Annotated in this window: 21 protein-coding genes and 3 pseudogenes; 17 read left to right on the top strand and 7 right to left on the bottom strand. The window is 72.0% G+C overall.

The features are described 5' to 3' along the window. Positions 1–11 precede the first annotated feature (11 nt). The 8 genes and pseudogenes from LNW71_RS23625 to LNW71_RS23590 all read left to right on the top strand — a co-directional run bounded on the left by LNW71_RS23625 (position 12) and on the right by LNW71_RS23590 (position 8862). The gene (locus LNW71_RS23625) at positions 12–965 is read left to right on the top strand and encodes a DUF1177 domain-containing protein (protein ID WP_250970059.1); all 954 of its coding nucleotides are present in this window, start codon (positions 12–14) and stop codon (positions 963–965) included. Next, positions 965–2362: a cytosine permease gene (locus LNW71_RS23620; RefSeq protein ID WP_250970058.1), complete on the top strand. Its 1398-nt coding sequence runs from the start codon at positions 965–967 to the stop codon at positions 2360–2362. Before LNW71_RS23625 ends, LNW71_RS23620 begins: the two co-directional genes overlap by 1 nt. Next, a complete protein-coding gene (locus LNW71_RS23615; RefSeq protein ID WP_250970057.1) occupies positions 2359–3690 on the top strand; it encodes a M20/M25/M40 family metallo-hydrolase in 1332 nt (443 codons plus the stop codon). The genes LNW71_RS23620 and LNW71_RS23615 overlap by 4 nt, the downstream gene beginning before the upstream one ends. A 152-nt stretch (positions 3691–3842) precedes the next feature. Next, positions 3843–4529, top strand: a complete 687-nt coding sequence (locus LNW71_RS23610) for a class I SAM-dependent methyltransferase (protein WP_250970056.1) — start codon at positions 3843–3845, stop codon at positions 4527–4529. A 41-nt stretch (positions 4530–4570) separates the two neighbouring features. Beyond that, complete coding sequence (locus tag LNW71_RS23605; protein WP_250970055.1) at positions 4571–5518, top strand: N-acetylmuramoyl-L-alanine amidase; 948 nt, start codon at positions 4571–4573, stop codon at positions 5516–5518. A 222-nt stretch (positions 5519–5740) separates the two neighbouring features. After that, on the top strand, positions 5741–6535 hold the full coding sequence (locus tag LNW71_RS23600; protein WP_250970054.1) for a DUF5336 domain-containing protein: 795 nt from the start codon (positions 5741–5743) through the stop codon (positions 6533–6535). 112 nt (positions 6536–6647) lie between these two features. Further along, complete coding sequence (locus LNW71_RS23595; RefSeq protein ID WP_250972119.1) at positions 6648–7655, top strand: LLM class F420-dependent oxidoreductase; 1008 nt, start codon at positions 6648–6650, stop codon at positions 7653–7655. 215 nt (positions 7656–7870) lie between these two features. Next, a pseudogene (locus LNW71_RS23590) lies at positions 7871–8862 on the top strand (immunity 49 family protein). A 464-nt stretch (positions 8863–9326) separates the two neighbouring features. Here the strand turns inward: LNW71_RS23590 and LNW71_RS23585 are convergent. The 3 genes from LNW71_RS23585 to LNW71_RS23575 form a co-directional block, all read right to left on the bottom strand. Continuing rightward, entirely contained in the window at positions 9327–10385 is a 1059-nt protein-coding gene (locus LNW71_RS23585) for a PHP domain-containing protein (protein ID WP_250970053.1), read from the bottom strand. Positions 10386–10483: 98 nt separating this feature from the next. Then, a complete protein-coding gene (locus tag LNW71_RS23580; RefSeq protein WP_250970052.1) occupies positions 10484–11263 on the bottom strand; it encodes a maleylpyruvate isomerase family mycothiol-dependent enzyme in 780 nt (259 codons plus the stop codon). Between the two features lie 31 nt (positions 11264–11294). Then, on the bottom strand, positions 11295–11846 hold the full coding sequence (locus LNW71_RS23575; RefSeq protein ID WP_250970051.1) for a hypothetical protein: 552 nt from the start codon (positions 11844–11846) through the stop codon (positions 11295–11297). A gap of 139 nt (positions 11847–11985) precedes the next feature. Here LNW71_RS23575 and LNW71_RS23570 point away from each other — a divergent pair, with 139 nt between their 5' ends. Further along, entirely contained in the window at positions 11986–12276 is a 291-nt protein-coding gene (locus tag LNW71_RS23570) for a hypothetical protein (protein WP_250970050.1), read from the top strand. Between the two features lie 31 nt (positions 12277–12307). On the opposite strand, the gene LNW71_RS23565 is transcribed toward LNW71_RS23570, so the two are convergent. From LNW71_RS23565 to LNW71_RS23555, 3 genes and pseudogenes are all read right to left on the bottom strand, one after another. Then, positions 12308–13381, bottom strand: a complete 1074-nt coding sequence (locus LNW71_RS23565; RefSeq protein ID WP_250970049.1) for a prenyltransferase — start codon at positions 13379–13381, stop codon at positions 12308–12310. Between the two features lie 43 nt (positions 13382–13424). Next, a pseudogene (locus LNW71_RS23560) lies at positions 13425–14153 on the bottom strand (class I SAM-dependent methyltransferase); the annotation flags it as partial. A gap of 89 nt (positions 14154–14242) precedes the next feature. Further along, the gene (locus LNW71_RS23555; RefSeq protein ID WP_250970048.1) at positions 14243–15583 is read right to left on the bottom strand and encodes a glycosyltransferase family 4 protein; all 1341 of its coding nucleotides are present in this window, start codon (positions 15581–15583) and stop codon (positions 14243–14245) included. Positions 15584–15813: 230 nt separating this feature from the next. Here LNW71_RS23555 and LNW71_RS23550 point away from each other — a divergent pair, with 230 nt between their 5' ends. From LNW71_RS23550 to LNW71_RS23520, 7 genes and pseudogenes are all read left to right on the top strand, one after another. Then, entirely contained in the window at positions 15814–16425 is a 612-nt protein-coding gene (locus LNW71_RS23550) for a TetR family transcriptional regulator (RefSeq protein ID WP_250970047.1), read from the top strand. 135 nt (positions 16426–16560) lie between these two features. Then, positions 16561–17814, top strand: coding sequence for a substrate-binding domain-containing protein (locus tag LNW71_RS23545; protein ID WP_250970046.1), 1254 nt, complete (start codon positions 16561–16563; stop codon positions 17812–17814). A gap of 3 nt (positions 17815–17817) precedes the next feature. Then, positions 17818–18609 (top strand): ABC transporter ATP-binding protein, encoded by a 792-nt coding sequence (locus LNW71_RS23540; protein ID WP_250970045.1) that lies wholly within the window; start codon positions 17818–17820, stop codon positions 18607–18609. After that, positions 18606–19352: an ABC transporter ATP-binding protein gene (locus LNW71_RS23535; RefSeq protein ID WP_250970044.1), complete on the top strand. Its 747-nt coding sequence runs from the start codon at positions 18606–18608 to the stop codon at positions 19350–19352. Before LNW71_RS23540 ends, LNW71_RS23535 begins: the two co-directional genes overlap by 4 nt. Continuing rightward, on the top strand, positions 19352–20239 hold the full coding sequence (locus LNW71_RS23530) for a branched-chain amino acid ABC transporter permease (RefSeq protein WP_250970043.1): 888 nt from the start codon (positions 19352–19354) through the stop codon (positions 20237–20239). Before LNW71_RS23535 ends, LNW71_RS23530 begins: the two co-directional genes overlap by 1 nt. Next, positions 20236–21374: pseudogene (locus tag LNW71_RS23525) on the top strand (branched-chain amino acid ABC transporter permease). The gene LNW71_RS23530 and the pseudogene LNW71_RS23525 overlap by 4 nt, the downstream one beginning before the upstream one ends. Further along, positions 21371–22264 carry an alpha/beta hydrolase gene (locus LNW71_RS23520; protein WP_250970042.1) on the top strand — a complete coding sequence of 298 codons (894 nt, stop codon included), beginning with the start codon at positions 21371–21373 and terminating at the stop codon, positions 22262–22264. The pseudogene LNW71_RS23525 and the gene LNW71_RS23520 overlap by 4 nt, the downstream one beginning before the upstream one ends. Positions 22265–22327: 63 nt before the next feature. Here LNW71_RS23520 and LNW71_RS23515 read toward each other — a convergent pair whose 3' ends face one another. Further along, positions 22328–23803, bottom strand: a complete 1476-nt coding sequence (locus LNW71_RS23515; protein ID WP_250970041.1) for a PHB depolymerase family esterase — start codon at positions 23801–23803, stop codon at positions 22328–22330. A 257-nt stretch (positions 23804–24060) separates the two neighbouring features. On the opposite strand from LNW71_RS23515, the gene LNW71_RS23510 reads away from it, so the two are divergent. Beyond that, positions 24061–24867, top strand: coding sequence for a 3-hydroxybutyrate dehydrogenase (locus LNW71_RS23510; protein ID WP_250970040.1), 807 nt, complete (start codon positions 24061–24063; stop codon positions 24865–24867). Positions 24868–24933: the final 66 nt, after the last annotated feature.

The raw sequence follows: 24933 nt of genomic DNA, 5'->3' as shown, positions 1-24933 counted from the left end.
AAAGGCCCCCCATGTTGAAGTACGTACTGGACATCGTCGATCTGCTGGACGATCCCCGGGCCAACGGCAAGACGGTCATCGAGTACCTCGACTCCGTCGCGGGGGCCGAGGGCTCGTCCGCGGAGGTCACCACGGTCACCGGCGAGCGGGGCTCGACGGACTTCGTGACGGTCCGCATCCCCGGCTCCCGGGGACGCACGGCCGGCGGCACCGCCCGCACCCTCGGCGTGATCGGCCGGCTCGGCGGCATCGGCGCCCGGCCCGAGGTGACCGGCCTGGTCTCGGACGCCGACGGCGCCGTCTCGGCCGTCGCCACCGCCGCGAAGCTGCTCGACATGCGCCGCCGCGGCGATGTGCTGCCCGGTGACGTGGTCGTCGCCACCCACATCTGTCCGGACGCGCCGACCGAGCCGCACGACCCGGTGCCGTTCATGGGCTCGCCCGTGGACATCGCCACCATGAACCGCCACGAGGTGACCGACGGGATGGAGGCCGTGCTCTCCATCGACACCACCAAGGGCAACCGGATCATCAACCACAAGGGCCTGGCCCTGTCGCCGACCGTCAAGGAGGGCTGGGTGCTCCGGGTCAGCGAGCAGCTCGGCGAGCTGCTGGCCGTGGTAACCGGTGAGCCGTTGGTCACGTACCCCGTGACCACACAGGACATCACGCCGTACGGTAACGGTGCACACCACATCAATTCGATTCTTCAGCCCTCCACCGCGACGGCCGCTCCCGTCATCGGCCTGGCCATCACCTCGGCCGCCGCGGTGCCCGGCTGCGGCACCGGCGCGAGTCACGAGAGCGACATCGCGTCCGCCGCCCGCTACGCCGTGGAGGTCGCCAAGGCCTACGGCGGCGGCCACCTGGACTTCCACGACGCGGTGGAGTTCGACAACCTCGTCAACCGCTACGGGTCGCTGGCTCACCTGCAGACCTTCGGCCGTACACCCCAGGAGTCCTGATGGCAGCCGCCCCGCAGGCCGAGGCCGTGGCCCCCGAGGCCAAGAGCATCGGCAGCGACGACTACTCGCTCTCACGCGTCCCGCGCGACAAGCGGTTCGGCTTCTGGTCCATGCTGCTCCAGTGGCTGGCCCAGTCCGGCTCGATCTCGCAGTTCACGCTCGGCGCCACCATCGGTGTCGGCATGACGTTCGGCGACGCCTTCCTCGCCTTCACGCTCGGCGCGGTGATCCTGGAGATCGTGATCTTCGCGATCGGCCTGGCCGGGATGCGCGAGGGGCTCGCGACCCCGATGCTGACCCGCTGGGTGGGCTTCGGCCGCAACGGCTCCGCGCTGGTCAGCTTCGTCATCGCGGTCAGCCTCGTCGGCTGGTTCGGCGTCCAGAACACGATCTTCGGCGACAGCGTCTCGGCGCTGGTCGGCGGGCCGTCCTGGATGTGGTGCGTGATCGCGGGTATCGCCATCACCGCGCTGGTGATCTTCGGCTTCAAGTACATGGCCAACTTCGCCAAGGTCGTCACGCCGCTCTTCTTCGCGATGGTCGCCTGGTCCGTGATCACCACGCTGAACGACCACTCGTTCAGCGATCTGATCCACTCGCCGCCGCCGGGTGACACGATCCCGCTGGCCGTCGCCGCGACCGCCATCGCCGGCGGCTACATGACGGGCGCGATCGTCTCCCCGGAGATGACCCGCTACAACCGGAAGGGCTCGCACGTCTTCCTGCAGAGCGCCTCCTCGATGATCCTCTCCGAATACATCGTCGGACTGACCGGCGTGCTCCTGGGCCACTTGGTGAAGAGCAACGAGGTCTCGCACATCGTGCTCTCCACCTCCGGTGCCTTCGGCGTGATCGTGGTCCTGATGTCCACCGCCAAGATCAACGACTGGAACCTGTACGGCTCCTCGCTCGGCGTCGTCAACTTCTTCCAGGTCGTCTTCGGCAAGCGCGTCCACCGCGGCGCGGTCACGATCGCCCTCGGTATCGCGGGCACGCTCCTGTCCGCGGTCGGGATCATGACCCACTTCACCGAGTTCCTGACGATCCTCGGCGTCGCGATCCCGCCGATCGGCGGCATCATCGTGGCCGAGTACTGGGTCGTGAAGAAGATGCGCAAGCCGCTGGACGAGACCCGCGAGTCCGAGACCCTCCCGTCCTCCTCGCCGACCTGGGTGCCGATGTCTCTCGCCATCTGGATCGCGGCCTTCTGCGTCGGCAAGTTCTACGACGGCGGCATCCCGGCCCTGAACTCGCTGGCCACCGCCTTCCTCCTGTACTGCGTACTCGGCCTGCTGGGCTGGGTGCGGCCGTACGGCACCTCCACCCTCGACGACGAGGGACACGACGACGACTCGGCCCCCGCCGCCCGCACCACCACCTCCGTGGGAGCAGCATGAGCACCGCACCCGACCCCGCAGCGCCCCTGGTCCCCGCCTCCGACGAGGCCCAGGCCGAGGTGGTCGACCTCTGCGCCGAACTGATCAGGTTCGACACCTCCAACCCCACCAGCAACGAGCGTGCGAGCGCCGACTGGGTCGTGGGCCGCCTCGCCGAGGTGGGCATCGCCTCGGAGCTCATCGAGTCGGCGCCGGGCCGGGCCAGCGTCATCGCCCGGATCGCGGGCCGCGATCCGGAGCGCGGCGCCCTGCTGGTCCACGGTCATCTGGACGTGGTCCCCGCCGACGCCTCCGAGTGGCAGGTGCCGCCGTTCTCCGGCGAGATCCGGGACGGCTACCTGTGGGGCCGCGGTGCGATCGACATGAAGGACACGGTGGCCGTCATGCTGGCCACCGCCCGTCACTTCGCCCGCACCGGCACGCAGCCCTCGCGCGACCTGGTCCTGGCTTTCCTCGCCGACGAGGAGGCGGGCGGCAAGTTCGGCGCCCACTGGCTGGTCGAGCACCGCCCGGAACTGTTCGCCGGGGTCACCGAGGCGATCGGTGAGGGCGGCGGGTTCTCCTTCGCCATCGACGACACCCGGCGCCTCTACCCGATCGAGAACGCCCAGCGCGGCATGGCCTGGATGGAGCTGACCGCGACGGGTCGGGCCGGCCACGGCTCGTCCCCCAACGACGAGAACGCGGTCACCGACCTCGCCGAGTCGCTGACCCGGATCGGCCGCGAGACCTTCCCGGTGCGGCTGATCGAACCGGTCCGCGCGCTGCTCGAAGAGGCCGCCCGGCTCTACGGTGTCGAGTTCGACGAGGACGACATCGAGGGCACTCTCGCCAGGCTCGGCCCGGTCTCCGACTTCATGCAGGTGGTGCTCCGCAACTCGGCGAACCCCACCATGTTCAGCGCCGGTTACCAGACCAACGTCATCCCCGGAAAGGCCACCGCCCGCGTCGACGGCCGTTTCCTGCCCGGCCACGAGCAGGAGCTGATCGACACGATCGACAAGCTGCTGCTCCCCTCGGTCACCCGCGAGTGGGTCAACCACGACATCGCGATGGAGACCACGTTCGACGGCCCGCTCGTCGACGCCATGTGCGACGCGGTACGCGCCGAGGACCCGGACGGACACCCCGTGCCGTACTGCAACCCCGGCGGCACGGACGCCAAGGCCTTCACCCACCTGGGCATCCGCTGCTTCGGCTTCAAGGGCCTGAAGCTTCCGCACGACCTGGACTACGGCCGGCTCTTCCACGGCGTGGACGAACGCGTCCCGCTGGAGGGCCTGCGCTTCGGCGTCCGCGTCATGACCCGACTCTGGCAGAGCTGCTGATCCCTCCGTCACAGCTGTGCCGGGGGGCCCGCCCCGACGGGGGCCACACCCCTCCCGTACGCCCCCGCCGACACCGTCGGCGGGGGCGTACGGCGTCGCGCGCGGGGCGACATCACCCCCCGCGCACACCCGGCACCGGAACGTACGGCACGATGGGGCGCCGTCGCCTACCCCGTCCCACCAGGAGGAACCCCGTGGCCGCCGAGCCCAAGCCGGAGATTCTTGCCGCGTTCCAGGCCGCCAAGGGCTTCATGCCGGTGGTGGAGGGACTGGCGCTGTACGAGGCCGCGGCCGAGGCCGCCGCGCTCGGACTGCCGCTGCTGGAGGTGGGCACCTACTGCGGGCGCTCCACCATCCTGCTCGCCGACGCCGCCCGGGCCGCCGGGGTGAGCGCCCTCACCGTCGACCACCACCGGGGCAGCGAGGAGCAGCAGCCCGGCTGGGAGTACCACGACCCGACGGTGGTGGACCCGGAGGTCGGGCGGATGGACACCCTGCCGACGTTCCGCCGGACGCTGCACGCGGCCGGTCTGGAGGAGCACGTGGTGGCGCTCGTGGGGCGTTCCCCGCAGGTCGCGGCCGTCTGGGGCGGCCGGCTCGGCCTGGTGTTCATCGACGGCGGCCACACCGACGAGCATGCGAACGGCGACTACGAGGGCTGGGCGCCGCACGTCGCCGAGGGCGGACTCCTGGTGATCCACGACGTGTTCCCCGATCCGGCGCACGGCGGCCAGGCCCCGTACCGCGTCTATCTGCGGGCGCTGGCTTCCGGTGCGTTCGCCGAGATCTCGGTCACGGACTCGCTGCGCGTCCTGCGGCGCACGGGGCCGGGGATCTGAGCACTCCGGACACCGGCCGGGCTCCCGGATAGCATCGCCGGGTGCGTCACGACGAGAGCGTTCCCCCCGCCCCGCGCCGCCCGGCCCTGCTCGCCGCGGCGACGCTGACCCTGCTGTGTCTGGGCCTCGCGGGCTGCGGCGGCGCGAGCGACACCGCGCGGTCCGGGCCCGGCCCGGACGGCAGCGCCGCCTCCTCGCCGGCGTCCGCACCGGCCTCCTCACCGGGCCCGGCCTCCCCGTCTCCGGCGCACACCGGCCGGACCCCGTCCAAGGCGCCCGCCTCCCCCTCGGCCTCCGCGCCGGGCACCTCGTCCGGGCCGCTGTCGGGGAAGACGGTCGTCATCGACCCCGGCCACAATCCGCGCAATCACCTGCACACCGCCGAGATCGGCCGGCAGGTGGACATCGGCACCACGCACAAGGAGTGCGACACCACCGGCACCTCCACCAACTCCGGTTACGCGGAAGCCGAGTTCACCCTTGACGTGTCGCACCGGCTGCGCACGCTGCTGCAGGCGCAGGGCGCGAAGGTGGTGCTGACCTACGACAACGACCGGCCGTTCGGGCCGTGCGTCGACGAGCGGGCCCGGATCGGCAACAAGGCCGGAGCCGACGCGGTCGTCTCCGTGCACGCCGACGGATCCGCGGCCGGCAACCGCGGCTTCCATGTGATCCTTCCCGCATCGGTACGCGGCGGGGGCGCGGACACCTCGAAGATCGTCGGCCCGTCCCGCGATCTCGGCACCCGTATCGCCGGGCTCTTCGTCCGCGCTACCGGAAGTGCGCCTTCCAATTACATCGGCGGCAATACCGGACTGGACACCCGCAAGGATCTCGGCGGACTGAATTTGTCGACCGTGCCCAAAGTCTTCATCGAATGCGGCAATATGCGTGATCCGAAGGATGCCGCCCTGCTCACCGGTGCGGGCTGGCGTCAGAAGGCGGCTCAGGGCATCGCCGACGGCATCAGCAGCTTCCTCAACGGGTAGTAAGAGAGGTGGTTCTGCGATGAATTCGGGAGGATGCCCGACCAAGGTCCGGGCGGGGGGAGCAACCCGGCCGGGCAGACGATAGATTCATCCGTACGATGGGGAGCCGCCCCCGAGCTTCGCGCCGTACCCGCCGTACCGGTGGCAGCGACGACCGCCCCGACGAGACGACCGACTAAGGACCTTCACGTGAATATCCGCTCCCTCACTCGAGGCGATGGCGTGGTGATCGGAGCAGCGGTCGTGCTGTTCATCGCCTCTTTCCTCGACTACTTCTCCTATGGAAGCTCCAGCGTTGACGCGTCGAACTCCTGGGAGTCCCTGGGCGACGCAATCGGTGTCTACATGGTCGGCGTGATCGGTGCGGCACTGATCGTGCTCTCCCGCTCGCAGCCGCAGCCCCGCAAGGTCGCCGGGCTCGACCTCGCCCAGTTCGGCGTCGCCGCCACCGTCTTCACCGCGTGGAAGCTGTTCTGGACGATCATCGACCTCGGCCAGATCGACGCCGGCGCCGGTCTGATCCTCGGCATGATCGCCTCCCTGGCGCTGGCCGCGGGTGCGGTCGCCTCCCCGCTGGTCCCCGCACTCAAGGCCCCGCTGGCGGGCGCCCCGAAGCCGCAGGCCGTGCAGTCGCCGTACGGCGGCCAGCCGCAGCCCGGCCAGGGTTACGGCTACCCGGGTGCCCAGCAGCCGGCCTACGGCGGTCAGCAGCCGGGACAGCCGCAGCCGTACGGCGCCCAGCAGCCGGGTCAGCCCGAGCCGCAGCAGGCCCACGCCCCGGCCCAGCATGCCCCGGCGGCCGGCGGTGCGCCGTCCGGTGACTTCACCCCGTTCTGGTTCGCGGTGCCGGTGGCCCGTCCGCTGTACGGCGAGGACGGTTCGCCGTCCCCGATCGCCGAACTGGCTCCGGGCACCTGGTACCTCGCGGTCGAGCAGCAGGGCCAGAGCCTCATCGCCCAGACCCAGGACGGCCGTCGCGGCGTGCTCCAGGACACCACGGGCATCCAGCGCGGCTGACACCCCGCGCACGCGTCACCGACAGCGGCCCCCGCCCCTTCCGGGCGGGGGGCCGCTGTCGTACTCTCCGGCTGTATCTGATACATCGTCAGAAATGCTGGGAGGCAGCGGAATGCGGCTCGGACTCGCGCTCGGATACTGGGGCCGCGGCCCCGACCCGGCCCATCTGGACCTCGCCCGCGCGGCCGAGGACCTGGGCTACGAGTCGGTGTGGACGGCGGAGGCCTGGGGCTCCGACGCCTTCACCCCGCTGACCTGGATCGCCGCCCACACCTCCCGCATCCGGCTGGGCACGGCCATCGCGCAGATGGCGGCCCGCACCCCGACCGCGACCGCCATGCACGCACTGACCCTCGACCACCTCTCGGGTGGCCGGATGATGCTCGGCCTCGGCCTCTCCGGCCCCCAGGTCGTGGAGGGCTGGTACGGGCGGCCGTTCCCCGGCAGCCCGCTGACCGCGACCCGCGAATACGTCGACGTGGTGCGTCAAGTACTGCGCCGCGAGGCGCCCGTCGAGCTGGACGGCCGGTTCCACTCCCATCCGTACAACGGCCCGGACGCGACCGGGCTCGGCAGGGCGCTGAAGCCGATCACGCATCCGCTGCGGGCCGGGCTGCCGGTGCTGCTCGGTGCGGAGGGGCCGCGGAACATCGCCCAGACCACCAGGATCGCGGACGGCTGGCTGCCGCTGTACTGGTCACCGCTGCGCACCGACGTGTACGAGGCCTCGCTGAGCGATCTCGCCGAGGAGTTCATGATCGCGCCGATGGCCCGGGCGCACGTCTGCGACGACGTCGCGGAAGGGCTGTTGCCGGTGAAGGCGATGCTCGGCTTCTACATCGGCGGCATGGGCGCCGCCGCCCGCAACTTCCACGCGGACCTGATGGGGCGGATGGGGTTCGAGGACGAGGCGCGGCGGATCCAGCAGCTCTTCCTGGAAGGCCGCAAGGAGGAGGCCGTACTGGCCGTCCCCGATGCGTTCGCCGACGAGATCTCACTGGTCGGCCCCCGCCGACGGATCGCGGAACGGCTGGAGTTGTGGCGCAAGGGGCCGGTCACCGACCTGCTGGTGACCGCGCCGGACCCGCACACCCTGCGGGTGCTGGCGGAGCTCAACTAGTGACCTGAGTCAGAGATTCTTCGTTAGATCGGCGCCGCGCAATCAGGACCTCCCATCCCCTTCGGACCGCGATCGGCAACGAGAAGCCGGGTCGCTGGCAAGCCGGACGTCGTGCGAGAACTACCGGAAGATCTCTGACTCAGGTCACGGGTGCTGTCAGTGCCCGTTGATAACGTGCTTCGTCCAGTCGTGGAGTTCATGAAGGGACGGGGTACGTGCGCAATGTGACATGCCATCAGGTCGGCGAGCAGCGGTTGGCCGAGGCGCTCGACGACATCGACGGGCGGGCCTACACACGATGGCACGCGCTGCGGTACGGCAGCATCTCGCCGACGCTGATCCGGGCCATGGCGGACGAACTGCTGGACCATGTCGCCGCGCGAACGGTGACGGAGCCGGGGCTCGACGCTGCGGCCGGCACGGTCGCCATCACCGCCGCGGAGTGTGTGCAGGGAGTGTTGAGCATCATGTGCTTCCCGAACGGGGACCAGGCACTCCGGTTCCCCTCGTCGGGGAGCGGATCAGCACGGACCCGGACGACGACGAGTTCGGGGACGGGCCCATCACCTTCCGGGACGTCGTCAAGGAGGCGCCCACCGCGCGGACCTGGCTCGACATGTTCGAGATATGTGTCGTCAGCGGGCATGTGTGGGACTGGGAGCGGGTCACCGGGCTGCTGCTGCGCGGCGACTACGCGCCTGCCATCCGTGACGGCGTGCCCTACAACCGGTACACCTCCGTCTCCGACCCCGCCGACCTCGCCGCCATGGACGCCCTGTGCCCCTATCTCACCGAGGCGGCCGGGCATCTGCCCCGCGACTGGCCCACGGTTCCGCTGCGCAAGCCGGACGCCGGGGAGCGCACGGAGGCTGCCCGGCGGCTCGACGCGGTCGGCGACGCGCTGAGCGCGGACCAGCAGCTGCTCCGCGTACTCCTCGACGACGCCCAGCACGCCTTCGAGGACGCCCTCGTCGCCCGGCTGGTCGCGTACCGGGAGAGCGTCGAGGCCGATGCCGGTGATCCCGCGCCTCGGTCCCTCCTCCCCCTCGGCACCCTCGCCCTGGCCTGCCTCGCCGTCCAGGTCCATGGGTGGGAACTCGGCGTCCGGTCCGGGTATCTGCCGTACGGTCTGCTGGGATCGCCGGACGCGCCGCGCCGGGCGGCGGAGGGGAACCGGAACACTTTGGGCTGCTGGGCCGCCAAGTAGGCCACTCCGGGGTTCGGAAGTGGGTCTGGCCCGACAACCAGGACATCGTCGTGGAGATGGACTCGTCCCCACCGAGGCAGCACGTACGTCTGTGCGATAGCCAAGGACGGAAGACCACCCTGCCCCACGTCGGCGAACGCCATCTGCCGGATCTCCACGCCCTGCGACCCCGGTAGCCCCGACGGCGCCGAGCCTCAGTCCGGGTCTTTCGCGATGATCCGAAAGACACGGCCCAGTCACCTGAGTCAGAGATCTTCCGGTAGTTCTCGCACGACGTCCGGCTTGCCAGCGACCCGGCTTCTCGTTGCCGATCGCGGTCCGAAGGGGATGGGAGGTCCTGATTGCGCGGCGCCGATCTAACGAAGAATCTCTGACTCAGGTCACTAGGGCCTCTCGTCTGGATCATGCCGGGCTCGCGTGCCCCGGCGCCGCACCCTGATCCGGCCTGATCCAAACGAAGGACCCTAAGCGCTCTCCTCGGTACCGTGCCGGGCCCGGTCCGGGACCTTGCCCTCGCGGGTCCAGCCGAGCAGCTCGTCCGCCGTCCACGTCGTGACGACGCGCTCCGCCGGGACCCCGCACTCCTCGGCGCGGGCACAGCCGTGGATCTGCCAGTCCAGCTGTCCGGGGGCGTGCGCGTCGGTGTCGACGGCGAACAGCGTGCCCGCGTCGACGGCGCGGCGCAGCAGCCGCCGGGGCGGGTCGAGCCGCTCGGGCCTGCTGTTGATCTCCACCGCCGTGCCCACGTCCGCGCAGGCGGCGAACACCTCGTCCGCGTCGAACGTCGACTCCGGGCGGCCCCGGCCGGTGATCAGCCGTCCGGTGCAGTGTCCGAGCACGTTCGCCTGTGGATGGCGGACGGCCGCGACCAGCCGGCGGGTCATCGGGCCGGGGTCCATCCGCAGCTTGGAGTGCACGGACACCACCACGAGGTCCAGCTGCGCAAGCAGTTCGTCCTCCTGGTCGAGGGAACCGTCGAGGTGGATGTCGCACTCGATGCCGGTCAGCAGCCGGAACGGCGCCCAGCGCTCGTTGAGTTCGGCCACCTCGGCCAGCTGCCTGCGCAGCCGCTCGGGGGACAGCCCGTTGGCCACTGTCAGCCGGGGCGAGTGATCGGTGAGCACCGCCCAGTCGTGACCGAGCTCCGCCGCCGTACGGCCCATCTCCTCGATCGGGCTGCCGCCGTCCGACCAGTCGGAGTGCAGATGGCAGTCGCCACGCAGCAGCGCGAGCAGCCGCTCACCGCCCTCGGCGAGCGGCCCGGCCGCCTCGGTCTCGGCCTCCAGCCGCTCCAGGTACGCGGGCACCTCACCGGCCACCGCCTCGCGGACGACCTGGGCGGTTCTGGGGCCGATGCCCTTGACCCGCTCCAGCGAGCCGTCCGTCACCCGCCGCACGGCCTCGCCGTCGGCCATCGCCGCGACGGTGCGGGCGGCGGTGCGGAAGGCCTGCACACGGTAGGTCACGGCGCCGCCGCGCTCCAGCAGGAAGGCGATCCGCTCCAGGGCCTGGACCGGGTCCATCGGCACCTCCTCGCCGGACGGGACGGGCTGCCGTTCCAGCTTGGCCCAGCGCCGCCCGGCCCGCACACCGGCCGTGTCACCGCCCGGCCGCTTCCCCCTCAGCCGAAGGACGACCGCTCCAGCCAGAAGTCCAGCAGTGCCGCGTCACCCAGCACCTCGACCCGGTCGCTGTCCGCGGCCAGCCGGCGGTTGAAGACGAGCATCAGATCGGTCAGCGGCCCCCGCAGCGCCACGGTCGCCCTCTCGTGCGCCCGGCGCCAGGTGAAGCCGTCCGCGCCGAACTCGATCAGCCACTCCGCCCCCGGCGCGTCGGTGGCGTGCAGATGGAGGGAGCGCCCGGCCCCGCGCAGTTCCGCTGCTCCGGGGTCGTCTCCGGCGGCCTGGGCGAAGGCGACGATCTCCAGCCACTCGTCGATCGTGTCGGCGGCCAGGTCGGGCGCCATCGCGTAGGGCACCTTCGCGGTCAGCGCCGCGTCCGCCTGGTGGACGACGGTCTCGATCGCCATGCGCCGCGCCCAGAAGCCCGCGCTCCGGTCCCAGGACCACGACCAGACCCTCGCCCCCGGGCCCGCTTCGCGCAGCGCCTCGGCGGTGCTCGCCGCTCCCTCGGCCAGCCAGGCGTCCAGCACGGCGGGGTCCTCGCCCTCGGGCGTGAACTGCGGCACCCGCTCGTCCGGGACCTCGTCGACGGCCCTGGTGCGCACGATCTCGCCGACCCAGCGGTGGGCGCCGCCGACATGGACCGCGAGATCCCGCAGGGTCCACTCCGGGCAGGTCGGTACGACCGCGTCGAGGTCGAAACCGCGGACCGCGGCCCTCAACGCCTCTGTCCTCAGGACGATTTCGTCGCAGTAGCGCTCATGCGGGAGAAGGTTCATCCGGGCACTCTAAGGGCTGGCCCTCTCCCCGCTATCCGCCGAGTTGCGAGGTGGCCGGCACCTGGTCCTTCACCTCGGCGCCCGCGCTCTTGCCGGCGGCCTTGAAGTTGCTGATGACGCTCTCGAAGACACCGATGTCGCCGTCGCCCGCCTGGCCCTTGCGGACCTTCGTGGCGAGGCCCTTGAGCGAGGCGATGCTCGCGGCCAGCGGCGCCACCGCCTTCGACAGCAGCGGGTCGCCCTTGGCGTTGTTCGACGCGGCCTTGAGGCGGTTGTAGGCGAAGGTGCCGGCGAGGCCGGCCTTGACGAGCGCGAAGGTCCGCCCGTCGGCGCCCTTCTTGAACTTGCCGGCACGGTAGGGCTTGACCACCCACTGGTACGTCGCGCCCGCGGCCAGCCCCGCGTTGGCCACGAACCGCGTCTTGGCGAGCTTCTGCGCCTGGGCGGACTGCGTGCCGGTGGGCGAGGCCGAACTGCTCGCGCTGCTGTCGTCGTCACTGCTGCACGCGGTGGCGCTCACCAGCACGCTGCAGGACAGCAGCAGCGCCACGAGCAGCCGGCGGAGCGGTACGGAAGCGGGCACGACTGGCCTCCCTGACCGGGCACATCACGACGGGGTGCCGGGGCAGCACTCCCCCGCAAGGCTCGCGCCCGCGCGGACTCACCGCCACCCGGGAGCGCCGTCCGGGTTTCACCCCGCGGAAAGCGGCAATCCGGTGTCCATGGCGTACAGAAGAGGCAACGGAAGCAGCACCGCAGCGCGTGTCATAGCCGTCGTAGCCGACATCATGGCCTTCATCATCGGCCTGTGGATCCTGATGTATCTGCTCGACGCCCACCGGGGCAACGACCTGGTCGAATTCGTACGGCACACGGCACGCTGGCTCGCCGGCTGGTCGTACGACCTGTTCACGTTCGACAGGGCATGGGCCAACGTCGTCGCCGGATACGGCCTCGCCGCCGTCGTGTACCTGTTCATCGGGCACGCCGTGGCCGGCCGCATCCGCCACTGAACGGTGAGGCCGGCAGCCGGACCGGGGCGGCTCAGCCGCAGCAGTCCGGCTCCAGCCCCTTCGGCAGCCGTTCCCCGCTGAAGACGGCGGTGGTCGCCTCGTCCCCACCGAGTGCGGCCACCGCCAGAAGCAGCGAACCCGCGGTCCACGCCGTGCGTTCCTCCGGCCAGAAAGCCCGGTTGCCCTCGAAGACGTAACCCGTCCAGTACATCCCGTCCTCCGCACGCAGATGCTGGATGGACTGCAGGACCTCCAGGGCCCGGTCGGACTCACCCATGACCCAGAGCGCCAGGGCGAGTTCGCAGCTCTCGCCGCCGGTCACCCACGGGTTGGGCAGCACGCAGCGCACTCCGAGGTCCGGGACGACGAACCGCTCCCAGCCCTCCTCGATCCGCGCCGTGGCCGCCGCGCCGTCGAGCGCGCCGCCGAGGACCGGGTAGTACCAGTCCATCGAGTAGTGGCTCTTGTCCAGGAAGCGCTCCGGGTGGCTGCGGATCGCGTGGGCGAGTGCGCCGGTGGCCAGCTCCCAGTCGGGCTGCGGCTCCTCGCGGCGTTCCGCGATCGCGAGCGCGCAGCGCAGCGCCTGGTGGATGGACGACGAGCCGGTCAGCAGCGCGTCCCGGACGTGGGTGCCGTCCTCCTCCTGCTTCCAGCCGATCTGCCCGCCGGGCTGCTGGAGCCGCAGGACGAATTCGACGGCGGCGAAGACCGTCGGCCACATCCGGTCGACGAACGCGTCGTCGCCGGTGGCCAGGTAGTGGTGCCAGACGCCGACAGCCACGTACGCGCAGAAGTTGCTCTCCAGCCCGCGGTCGGTCGGCCGCTGCGGATCACCGTCGTGGTAGGCGGCGTACCAGGAGCCGTCCGCGTTCTGGTTCCGGGCCAGCCACTCGTACGCGCGTTCCGCGGCGGCGTGCTCGCCGGCCGCGTCCAGGGCCATGGCGGCCTCGGTGTGGTCCCACGGGTCCAGGTGGTGGCCCCGGAACCAGGGCAGCGCGCCGTCCTCGCACTGCACGGCGAGCAGCGCGTTGACGGTTTCCGTGGCCTGTCCGGCGGTGAGGACTCCGGGCAGCACAAGGTGTTCGGTCCGCTCGGGAAGGGTCACGCCTCGGCCTTGGCGGAGTCGTCGGCCTTCGCGGGGCCTCGGTGGCCACGGCGACGGGCAGGTGCGGCTTGGTCGCGTAGGCCACGAAGCTCTTGCCGACGACCGGGTTGAGCAGCTGCTCGGCGAGCCGGGTGGCCATCGGCTTCTTCATGATGTCCCAGACCAGCAGTTTGTGGTACGCCCGCACCGGCAGCGCCTTGTCGTTGTCGACGCCGAAGGCGCACTTCAGCCACCAGTACGGCGAGTGCAGCGCGTGCGCGTGGTGGGTGCCGTACGGCTTGAGGCCCGCGCCGCGCATCCGGCCGAGCAGCTCGTCGGCCTTGTAGATGCGGATGTGGCCGCCCTCGACCTCGTGGTAGGCGTCGGAGAGCGTCCAGCAGACCTTCTCGGGGCCGTAGCGCGGCACGGTGACCGCGATCCGGCCGCCCGGCTTCAGGACCCGGACCATCTCGGCGAGCACGCCCTTGTCGTCGGGGATGTGCTCCATCACCTCGGAGATGATCACGACGTCGAAGGACTCGTCGGGGAACGGCAGGTTGAGCGCGTCGCCCTCCATCGCGGTGGCGGTGGCTCCTTCGGGGGCCTCCCCGGCCTCCTTCATCGCGGCGAACCACTTCGCGACCTCGCGGATCTCCTCGCCGTTCTGGTCGAGAGCCACCACCTGGGCGCCGCGCCGGTAGCACTCGAAGGCGTGGCGTCCGGCGCCGCAGCCCAGGTCGAGCACTCGGTCGCCTGCGGCGAGCGGGAAGCGGGTGAAGTCCACGGTCAGCACGAATGCCTGCTTTCGCGGTCGAGGGTTCGGGGAGATTCGGGGAGCGAGGGCGGGGGTGGAGCGGTGTCAGGGGCTCGGGCGGGGCGGTGTCACCGAGCGCCGCCGGGTCCGGTGGCGGTTCGGGCGGCGATGGCCTCGCGGTAGAGCGCGGCGGTACCGATCGCCGCCTGCTTCCAGGTGAAGCGGGCGAGCACGCGTGCCCGGCCCGCGGCACCGAGCCGGGCGCGCAGCGGGGCGTCGCCGAGCAGCCGGCCGAGCGCGTCGGCCAGCGCGCCGGCGTCGGCGGGCGGGACGGCCAGGCAGGTCTCGCCGTCCGGGCCGGCGACCTCGGGGATCGCACCGCCGGTGGTGGCGACGAGCGGGGTGCCGGTGGCCATGGCCTCGGCGGCGGGCAGCGAGAAGCCCTCGTACAGGGAGGGGACACAGGCGATCTGCGCGCTGCGCACCAGGTCGACGAGCTCGGTGTCGCTGATGCCCTTGACGAATTCGACGGCGTCCCCGAGCCCGTGCCGCTCGATGGCCTGCGCGACCGGTCCGTCCTCGGCCCGTCGGCCGACGACCACCAGGTGCGCGGCCGGATTCCCGGCGCGGAGCTTGGCGAGCGCCTCGACGAGATGGACGAGGCCCTTGAGCGGGACGTCGGCGCTGGAGGTGGTGACGATGCGCCCGGGGACCTCGGCGACCGAGGGGTCGGGCGACCACAGGTCGGTGTCGGCGCCGATGTGCACGACGTGGACCCGGCCGGGGTGCACACCGAGGTGGTCGACGATCTCCTGCTTGGAGGAGCCGGAGACGGTGAGCACGGACGGCAGCCTGCGGGCGACCCGCTTCTGCATGCGGGTGAAGGCGTACCAGCGGCGGACGGAGAGGCGGCGGCGACGGGTCGGCGCGGCGTCCAGGTCGAGCTGCCGGTCGACGGTGATGGGGTGGTGGATGGTGGTGACCAGCGGGGCACCGAGGTCCGCGAGGAGCCCGTAGCCCAGCGTCTGGTTGTCGTGGATGACGTCGAACTCGCCCCGCCTGGCGGCGAGATGGCGCCGGACGCGCAGGCTGAAGGTGAGCGGCTCGGGGAATCCGCCGGTCCACATGGTGGCGACCTCGGTGGCGTCGATCCAGTCCCGGTACTCGCCCGGCTTCGGGGTGCGGAACGGGTCGGGGTGCCGGTAGAGGTCCAGGCTCGGCAGCTCGGTGAGCGGGACGCCCTCGTCGAGCACGGGGTAGGGCTGGGCGCCGATCACCTCGACGCTGTGGCCCAGCCGGGCGAGCTCCCGGGCGAGATGGCGCACGTAGACGCCCTGGCCGCCGCAGAAGGGGTTGCCCTTGTAGGTGAGGAGCGCGATGCGCAACGGCCGGTCACCGGCCGGGTCTGCTTCCGTGTCCGACGTACCGACGCCCGTGCGGGGGCCCGACTCTATGGCCTCAGCGGTCACACTCGGCCCCCTTCTCACTGCGTGTTCGCCGGAGCGTAACCGCTCACGCTAATCTAGAACAAGTTACAGACTGGATCGTGCAATGAGCTACGAATCTACCGGCAGGTAGCGTCGGTGCAACGGCCGGATCAGGTGATTCGCGCCACGACACACACCCTGGCATGCTGTGCGCCGCCGGACCGCCCGCCGCGTCCTCGCGGTCGCGGACTGAAGCCACGGGGATGGGACACATGACAGCGGAAGCCAGACCGGCATCGCCGCCCCTGACGGAACGCCAGGAGGCCCGGCGCCGGCGCATCCTGCACGCCAGCGCCCAGCTCGCCAGCAGGGGCGGTTTCGAGGCCGTCCAGATGCGTGAGGTGGCGGAGGCTGCCGGGGTCGCCCTGGGCACCCTGTACCGCTATTTCCCGTCCAAGATCCATCTGCTGGTCGCCACCATGCAGGACCAGCTCCAGCACATGCACGCGACGCTGCGCAAACGTCCGCCGGCCGGGGACGACGCGGCGGACCGGGTGGCCGACACCCTGATGCGGGCGTTCCGCGCGCTCCAGCGCGAACCGCACCTGGCGGACGCGATGGTGCGCGCCCTGACCTTCGCGGACCGCAGTGTGAGCCCCGAGGTGGACACCGTCTCGCGGCTCACGACGGCGATCATCCTGGACTCGATGGGGCTGGAGCACCCGACGCCCGAGCAGCTCTCGGCCGTTCGGGTCATCGAGCACACCTGGCACTCGGCGCTGATCACCTGGCTGTCCGGCCGGGCGTCGATCGCGCAGGTGAAGATAGACATCGAGACGGTGTGCCGGCTGATCGACCTGACGGCCGAGGACCCGGCCCGCTGAGTTCGCGGGCCGCTGCCCATGTGCGGCACCCACACGGCCCCCCGGCCAGGTGAGGTGCCCTGCACCATATCGACGACGGCGCGGTGTTCATACGGTTCGGCGACATCACAGGAACACGCCGAGGAGCCGGTCACCATGCGTCGCAGAGCCAGCAGAGCAACCCGCACCGTCCAGCACAGATCCCTGCCCGCCCTCGCCGTACTGGCCACCGCCGGTCTGCTGCTGACCGGGTGCACCGCCGCCGGCAAGGCGGGCAGCGAGGAGGCGAAGAGCGGGAAGTCGGGCAGCGGCGCGGCCGTGAAGGTGGGCCTGGTCTACTCCAGGACCGGGCTGCTCGCGGACTACGGCAAGCAGTACCGCGACGGCTTCATGGCGGGCCTGGACTACGCGACCAAGGGCACCGGCAAGGTCGCCGGCCACCGCATCGAGGTCACCGAGCAGGACGACGCGGGCGACCCGGGCAAGGCCGTCTCCGCGGCGAAGAACCTGATCGGCAAGGGCTACAAGGTGCTGGCCGGCACCACCGACTCCGGCGTCGCCCTGCAGATGGCGCCGCTCGCCGCCCAGAACAAGGTGCTCTACGTCAGCGGCCCGGCGGCCACCGACGCGGTGACCGGGATCAACGACTACACCTTCCGCTCGGGCCGCCAGTCCTACCAGGACATCCTCACGGCGGGGGCGATGCTCGGCGACGCCGAGGGCAAGAAGATCACGGTGCTGGCCCAGGACTCCACGTTCGGCCAGGCGAACGTCGCCGCGGTGAAGGCGGTGCTCGGCGCGAAGGGCGCGAAGGTGGGTTCCGTGCTGGCGCCGCCCAGCGCGACGGACCTGACGCCGTTCGCCCGGCAGGTGAAGTCGGGCGGGCCCGACCTGGTCTTCGTGGCCTGGGCCGGTTCCACCGCACCGGCGCTGTGGACCGCGCTCGACCAGCAGGGGGTGCTGGGCGCGGGCAAGGTCGTCACCGGGCTGGCCGGCACGGCCTCGTACCCGGTCTTCGGCGCGGCCGGGGCCAAGGTGTCGTTCCTGGCCCACTACTTCCCCGGCGCGGGCGGCGGCAACGCCGTGGAGAAGGCCATGCTCGACTCGGTGACGAAGGCCGGCGGCACCCCCGACCTGTTCACCCCGGACGGTTTCACCGCGGCCCAGATGGTCGTGCGCGCGGTGGCCGGGGGCAGCGCCACCGACCCGGCCGCGATGGTGAAGGCCCTGGAGGGCTGGAGCTTCGACGGGGTGAAGGGCAAGGAGCAGGTCCGGGCCGAGGACCACGCACTGGTGCAGCCGATGTTCGTGGCCCGGCTGACCGGCAAGGGCGCCGCCGCCGAGCCCGAATTGCTGGACACCGAACCGATGGACACCGTGGCGCCGCCCGTGAAGCCCTCGGCGGGCTGAACCGTGACCGCACCGCACCCCCTCGCACATCGGGACGGCCGGGCGGATTGCGCACCACCCGTGCTCCGGCTGGACGCGCTCGGCTGGAGCATCGGCGGCGCGAGCATCGTCCAGGACGTCACCCTGGGCGTCCGTGAGGGCGAGTTCCTCGCCTTCATCGGCCCCAACGGTGCCGGAAAGACCTCCCTGTTCAACCTCATCAGCGGACTCACGATGCCGACCGCGGGCACGATCGAGCTGGACGGCGCCGACGTGACCGGCCGGCCCGCGCACGTGCGGGCCCGGCGCGGGATCGGCCGGACGTTCCAGACGTCCAGCCTCTGGCCCGCGATGACCGTGGCCGACCACGTCCGGCTGGCCGCGCAGGCCGCCCGGGGCGGCTCGTACCGGCTGTGGCGGCGCGCCGACCCGTACCCCGCCGAGGTGGCCGGCGTGCTGGAGCGCACCGGCCTCGGCCACCGGGCCGGGGCGACGGCGGCCGAGCTCTCGCACGGCGAGAAGCGGAAGCTGGAGCTGGCCGTGCTGCTGGTGGGCGAGCCCCGGCTGATGCTGCTCGACGAGCCGATGGCCGGGGTGAGCGCGGAGGAGGTCCCGGCGCTGACCGAACTCATCCGCACCCTGCACCGGGACGAGGGGCGCACGGTCCTCATGGTCGAGCACCACATGGACGTGCTCCTCGGCCTGGCCGACCGGCTCGCGGTGATGCACCACGGCCGGCTGCTGGCGCTGGACACCCCGGAGGCGGTCACCGCCGATCCGACCGTGCAACAGGCCTATCTCGGGGAGGGACTGTGAGCGCCCGGACCCTGCTCGCCGTACGGGACCTGCGGGTCCTGATCGGCGGCCGCCACATCCTGCACGGCGTCGACCTGGACGTCGCCGCCCACGGCGTGACCGCGCTGCTCGGCCGCAACGGCGCCGGCAAGACCACGACGGTCCGGGGCGTGCTCGGCCTGGTCCCGCGCAGCGGCAGTGTGCGGCTGGACGGCGAGGAGACCGTGACGCTGCCCACCCACGCCGTGGTCCGGCGGGGGGTGGGTTACGCCCCCGAGGACCGCGGCATCTTCGCCGGACTGACCGTGGCGGAGAACCTCCGGCTGGCCGAACGAAGCGGTGCGGGCGAGCCCGCCTACCCCCTGGTCCATGAGCTCTTCCCCGAACTCAAGCAGCGAGCGCGGCAGTTGGCCGGGACGCTGTCCGGCGGCCAGCAGCAGATGGTCGCCATCGGCCGCACCCTGCTGAACACCAACCGGCTGATCATCGCGGACGAACCCACCAAGGGCCTGGCACCGAAGGTGGTCACCGAGGTGGCCCAGGTGCTGGAGCGGGCCGCCGAGGCGGTGCCGGTGCTCCTCGTGGAACAGAACCTCGCCGTCGTACGCCGCCTGGCCGAGCACTGCGTGGTGCTCGCCGACGGCCGGACCGCCCACCGGGGCCCGGCGGACGAACTGCTCGGCGACGCGGCGGCGGTCCGCCGGCTGCTCGGCGTGGGCCACGGGCCGGTCACCGAAGAACCTCCTGTGAAGGCGGATTCCTGATGTCCACCATCGTGCTGCTCACCATGACCGGACTCGGTCTGGGAGCCCTCTACTTCCTCATCGCGTCCGGACTCTCGCTGATCTTCGGCCTGATGGACGTACTCAACTTCGCGCACGGGGCGCTGCTCTCGGTCGGCGCGTACGGCACCTGGTGGGCGGCGTCCGGGAACCTGCCCGGCGCGGGCCCCGGCGGGGCCGGCTTCGTCCTCGCGATCCTGTTCGGCACGGCGGTGGGCACCGCGGCCGCCGTGCTCCTCGAACTCGCCGTCGTCCGCCCGCTCTACACCCGGCCGCGCGAGCAGGTGCTGGCCACGGTCGGGGTGGGGCTCGCCGTCCCGGCACTGCTGTCGGGCATCTGGGGCGCGGACGCCCGGACCTTCCCGGGCCCGAAGGCACTGTCCGGCACCTTCGGGCTGCTGGGCGCCCAGGTCCCGGTCAACCGGCTGGTGCTGGTCGCGGCCGCGGTCGTGGTCCTGGTGGCGCTGCGGCTCTTCCTCGGCCGGACCCGGCACGGCCTCGTCGTGCGGGCGGGGGTCGAGGACCGGGCGATGGTCACCGCGCTCGGCATCGACGTGCGCCGGGCGTTCACCCTCGTCTTCGCGATCGGGGGCTGCGCCGCCGCACTCGGCGGGGCGCTCGGCGGGCTGTACTTCGGCTCGGTCGACCCCCGCCAGGGCACCTCGCTGCTGATCTTCGCGTTCGTCGTGGTGGTCACCGGCGGCATGGGCTCGGTGACCGGCGCGGCCGTGGCGTCCGTGGTCATCGGCCTGGTCCAGCAGTTCGCCAACTACTACACCGCAGCGGGCCTCGGCGACCTGGCGGTCGTCGTCCTGCTCGCCGCGCTGCTGCTCGTCCGGCCGCGCGGACTGACGGGGAGGCTCGCATGACCACCGCCACCGGGACACCCGGGCGCACCGACGACAGAGCTCCGGCCGCGCCAACACCCACCGGCCCCTCCCGCCGGCTGCTGCGCCTGTGGCCGGCCGCCGTCCTGCTGGTCCTGGCCGTGGCGCCCTACAGCGCCATGCCGGTTCCGGGCTTGCTCGACGGCCCCCTCGGCAGTGCGGGAAGTCTGCAACTCCTCGCCACCTGCCTGCTGTTCGGCGCCCTGGCCACGGGCTACGACCTGCTGCTCGGCCGCACCGGCCTGCTCTCCTTCGGGCACGCCCTGTACTTCGCGGCAGGCAGCTACGCCACCAACATGTTCCTGCTGGAGGCGGGCCTGCCCTTCCCGCTCGCCGCACTCCTCGGCCTCTGCTCCGGGATCGCACTGGCCCTGGTCCTGGGGTCGGTGAGCCTGCGCGTCACCGGCATCGGCTTCTCCATGGTGACGCTGGCCTTCGCCCAGGCGGGCTCGATCCTGGTCTCCCGCAACCCCGGCGGCTTCACCGGCGGCGAGGAGGGCCGGGCGGCACCGGCGGACCTGCTGCCGTCCTGGCTCGTCGGCATCGACAACACCGCGAACCTCTACTGGATCGCCCTCGCCTACCTCGTCCTCACCCTGGGCGTCGTGCACCGGGCCGTCCACTCCCCACCGGCCGTGTCTGGGAGGGCATCAAGGAGAACGAACGCCGGGTGGAGGTGCTGGGCCTGAAGCCGTACGGATTCAAGCTGACGGCCTTCGTCGTCGCGGGCGCGCTCGCCGCCCTCGGCGGCATCGTGCACCTGCTCCTGACCGGCGGTTCCACCCCCCAGACGACCACGTCCGACTTCACGCTCTCGCTGCTGGTGATGGTGGTGCTCGGCGGATCGGGGACCCGCTGGGGGCCGATGATCGGCGGCATCCTGTACACGTGGGCGGACCACCGGCTCGGCGACCTGGCCGGTTCCGGCGCGGTCGCCGGCCTCCCGGCGGTGCTCCGCGTCCCGCTCTCCCAGCCGCTGTTCCTGCTGGGCGTGCTGTTCGTGGCCGTGGTACATCTGCTTCCCGGCGGCCTGGCCCGGCTTCCCTCCAGGCCGGCCGCGTGGCGCCGCAGACGCACCGGACAGGTCCCGCCCCGGAAGGAGAACGGAAACCCGTGATTCCGTACGAAGAGATCGAAGTCCCCGTGCGTGGGGGCGACTTGACGGCCGTACGCTGGCCGGCCGACGATCCGGACGCGCCGGCCGTGATCGCCCTGCACGGCATCACGGCCAACGCGCTCTCCTGGGGCGCGGTGGCCCGGCAGCTGGCCGGCCGGGTGACGCTCGTCGCCCCCGATCTGCGCGGCAGGGCGGGGAGTTCGGCGCTGCCCGGCCCGTACGGCATCGCCACGCACGCGGACGACGTCGCCGCCCTGCAGGCGGCGCTGGGCCTGGACCGGGTGGTGCTGGCGGGCCATTCGATGGGCGCCTTCGTGGCCGCGCTGGCCGCGGTGCGCCATCCGGCCGGCTTCGGCCCGCTGCTGCTCGTGGACGGCGGCATCGGCTTTCCGGCGCCCACCCACCTGTCCCCGGACGAGCTGATGACGGCGGTGATCGGCCCGGCGATGGACCGCCTGTCGATGACCTTCGCGGACCGGTCCGCCTACCGCGCCTTCTGGCAGGCGCACCCGGCGTTCGCGGGCGCCGCCTGGTCCGACGAGGTGGACGCGTACATCCAGCGCGACCTGACGGGCGACGAACCCGCCATGCACTCGACGTGCCGGATCGAGGCGGTACGCACCGACGGCATCGGGCTCTTCGACGAGGAGGTGCTCACGGCGGTACGCAAGCTGCCCGCCGGGGCGACCTTGCTGTGGGCGGCGCGCGGCCTGATGGACGAGGAGCAGGGGTTGTACGACGAGCGGCGGCTGGCGGCCGCGGACCTGGGCGGGACCCGGGTGGAGCCGGTGGCGGTGAAGGACGTGAACCACTACACGGTGCTCACCGGCGAGCGGGGCAGCCGGGAGATAGCCGACCGGCTGGTGGCGTACGCGCGCCAGGGGAGCTGACAGCGCCGGGCCGGGCCCGGGGTACGGCGGCGCCGTACCCCGGGCCCGGCCCGGCTGTATGGATCAGCTCGCGCAGCCGCTGTCCGCGATCACGAAGTACCCCGCCGGTGACTCCTTGAGGGTGTGGGTGACGAAGACGTTGTACAGGCCCATGTTCGCGTTCGAGCCGTTGGCGTAGACGTATCCCCCCGAGGTGTGGGCCCGGCCGGCGCTCACGTGCGCGTAGTTGGTGGCGGTGAAGCACCTGGCGGGGGTGCCGCCCGTCGTGGTCGCCGTCACCTGGGCGGAGGCCGGGCCGGCCTTGCCCGACCCGTCGACCGCCGCCACCGTGTACCGGTAGGCGGTGCCGGCGGTGAGGCCGGTGTCCGTGAACGTCGTGGTGGCGGGCGACGCGATCTTCGTACCGTTGCGCTGGACCGTGTACGAGGCCGCGCCCTGCACCGCGCTCCAGGACAGCGAGACCGTGCCGGCGGTGGTGCCGGTGACGGTCACGCCCGCGGGTGCGGGGAGCTGGTCGCCGCCACCGCCGGGGCTGCCGCCGTCCAGGCCCCAGAAGACGCCCGTGTAGTACGACGAGCAGATCGCGTTCAGGAAGTAGGCGGCCGTCGCCCCGCACTGCTCCGCGCCCGTACCCGGGCTCACGGGAAGGCCGTGGCCCATGCCGGCGACGGAGTACGTCTCCACGGCCGGCTTCCCGGAGGCGTCGTTGTAGACGCTGCGCGTCGTGTTCCCGGGGAGGGTGTCGGTGGACGACGGGGTCTGGCCGATGCCCCAGACGTCCGTCCACTGGTCGCGCAGCGCCGTGGCGTTGGCCGGGTAGACGGTGTAGTCGGAGGTGCCCTGCCAGATCGCGACCCGGGGCCACGGGCCGCTGTACCCGGGGTAGGCGCCGCGGACCTTGTCGCCCCACTGCGCGGGGCTGAGCTTCTGCGGGCCCGTCTGACAGCCCGAAGCGGCCGCCTGGCTCGTCGCGCACTGCGCGGGCAGGCCCGAGGCCACCGAGCCGCCCGCGAACACGTCCGGGTAGGCGGCCAGCAGGTCCGCGGTCATGCCGCCGCCCGCCGAGAGGCCGGTGACGTACACCCGGCGGGCGTCCGAGCCGTGACTCTGCTTCGCGTGCTCCACCATCTGCACGATCGACGCGGCCTCACCCTTGCCCCGGGTGTCCTCGGCCGGGTCGAACCAGCCGAAGCAGGAGAGCGAGTTGTTCGCGGAGGTGGTCTGCGGGAAGACGACGTCGAAGCCCCACTGATCGGCGAGCTTCGGCCAGCCGGAGTTGGCGTAGTACGCGTCGGCGGTCTGGGTGCAGCCGTGCAGCGCGACGACGAGCGGCGCGTTCGCGGGGAGGCCGGCCGGGGCGTACTCGTACATCTGCAGATTTCCGGGGTTGGAGCCGAAGCCGGTGACCTGCTGAAGGCCGGCAGCGGCGGCGGCCGGCTGTGCGCCGGCGGCGGTGGTGCTCAGCGTCGCCGCGAGCAGGCCGAGGACGGCCGTGGACGCGACGCGGCGGAACAGGCGTCTCAGGATCGGTGGGCGCACGGGTGCCTCCCTGGTCGGTACGTGCGGGGTACGGGCTGCTGCCGGAACCTATGAGCAGCGGCCCCGTACGCCCATGTGGCAGGCGGACACCTACGGGTGCGCGGTGTGTACGGCGGGTCCCTTGTGCGGGTCCGGGGCCAGGCGGCAGGGCTGCCCGGCGGCGCACCGCACCATGTGCGCCCGCACCATGCGGGGGCAGGAGGGTGTGTGCACCGGCGCCGTGTGACACGGGCCGTCGGGTACCTACGGTGACGCCCATGGAGACTTCCCGCAGACCGGATCACGAGCCCGCAGCCCCGTCCCCGCAGGCGCCCGCAGCACCCTTCCTGGCCGGGCGCACCGCGCTGGTGACCGGTGCGGCCAGCGGGATCGGGCGGGCCTGCGCGCAGGCGCTCGCCGCGGCCGGCGCCCATGTGCACGTCGTGGACATGGCCGGTGAGGCCGCCGAGGGACTGGCCGGGGAGATCGGCGGGACGGCCTGGGTGGTGGACCTGTCCGAGCCCGGGGTGGTCGACACGCTGCCGTCCGACGCGGACGTCGTGGTCAACAACGCGGGCCTCCAGCACGTCGCCCCCGTCCACGAATTCCCGCCGGACCGCTTCGCGCTGATCCAGCGCGTCATGGTGGAGACCCCGTTCCGCATCTTGCGCCGGACCCTGCCGGGCATGTACGAACGCGGCTGGGGGCGCGTGGTCAACATCTCGTCGGTGCACGGACTGCGCGCGAGCCCCTACAAATCGGCCTATGTGACGGCCAAGCACGCACTGGAGGGGCTGAGCAAGGTGGTCGCGCTCGAAGCGGCGGAGCACGGGGTGACGAGCAACTGCGTCAGCCCCGGATACGTCCGCACACCCCTGGTCGAGAACCAGATCGCCGACCAGGCACGTACGCACGGCATCTCGGAGGAGGACGTGGTGGGGCGGGTGATGCTGGAACGCAGCGCGATCAAGCGCCTGATCGAACCGGCGGACGTCGCCGAGGCGGTCCTGTGGCTGTGCGGGCCGCGCACCGGGCACATCACGGGCACCTCGCTCTCCATGGACGGCGGCTGGACCGCGAACTGACCGACCGCTCCCCGCTCCCCTTCCGCACACTCCCTGTCCGTCTCCGTCCCCCTCTCCGTCTACGAA

The organism is Streptomyces sp. RKAG290 (genome assembly GCF_023701695.1).
Lineage (GTDB): Bacteria > Actinomycetota > Actinomycetes > Streptomycetales > Streptomycetaceae > Streptomyces.
This window is presented reverse-complemented; position numbering and strand designations above follow the sequence as displayed.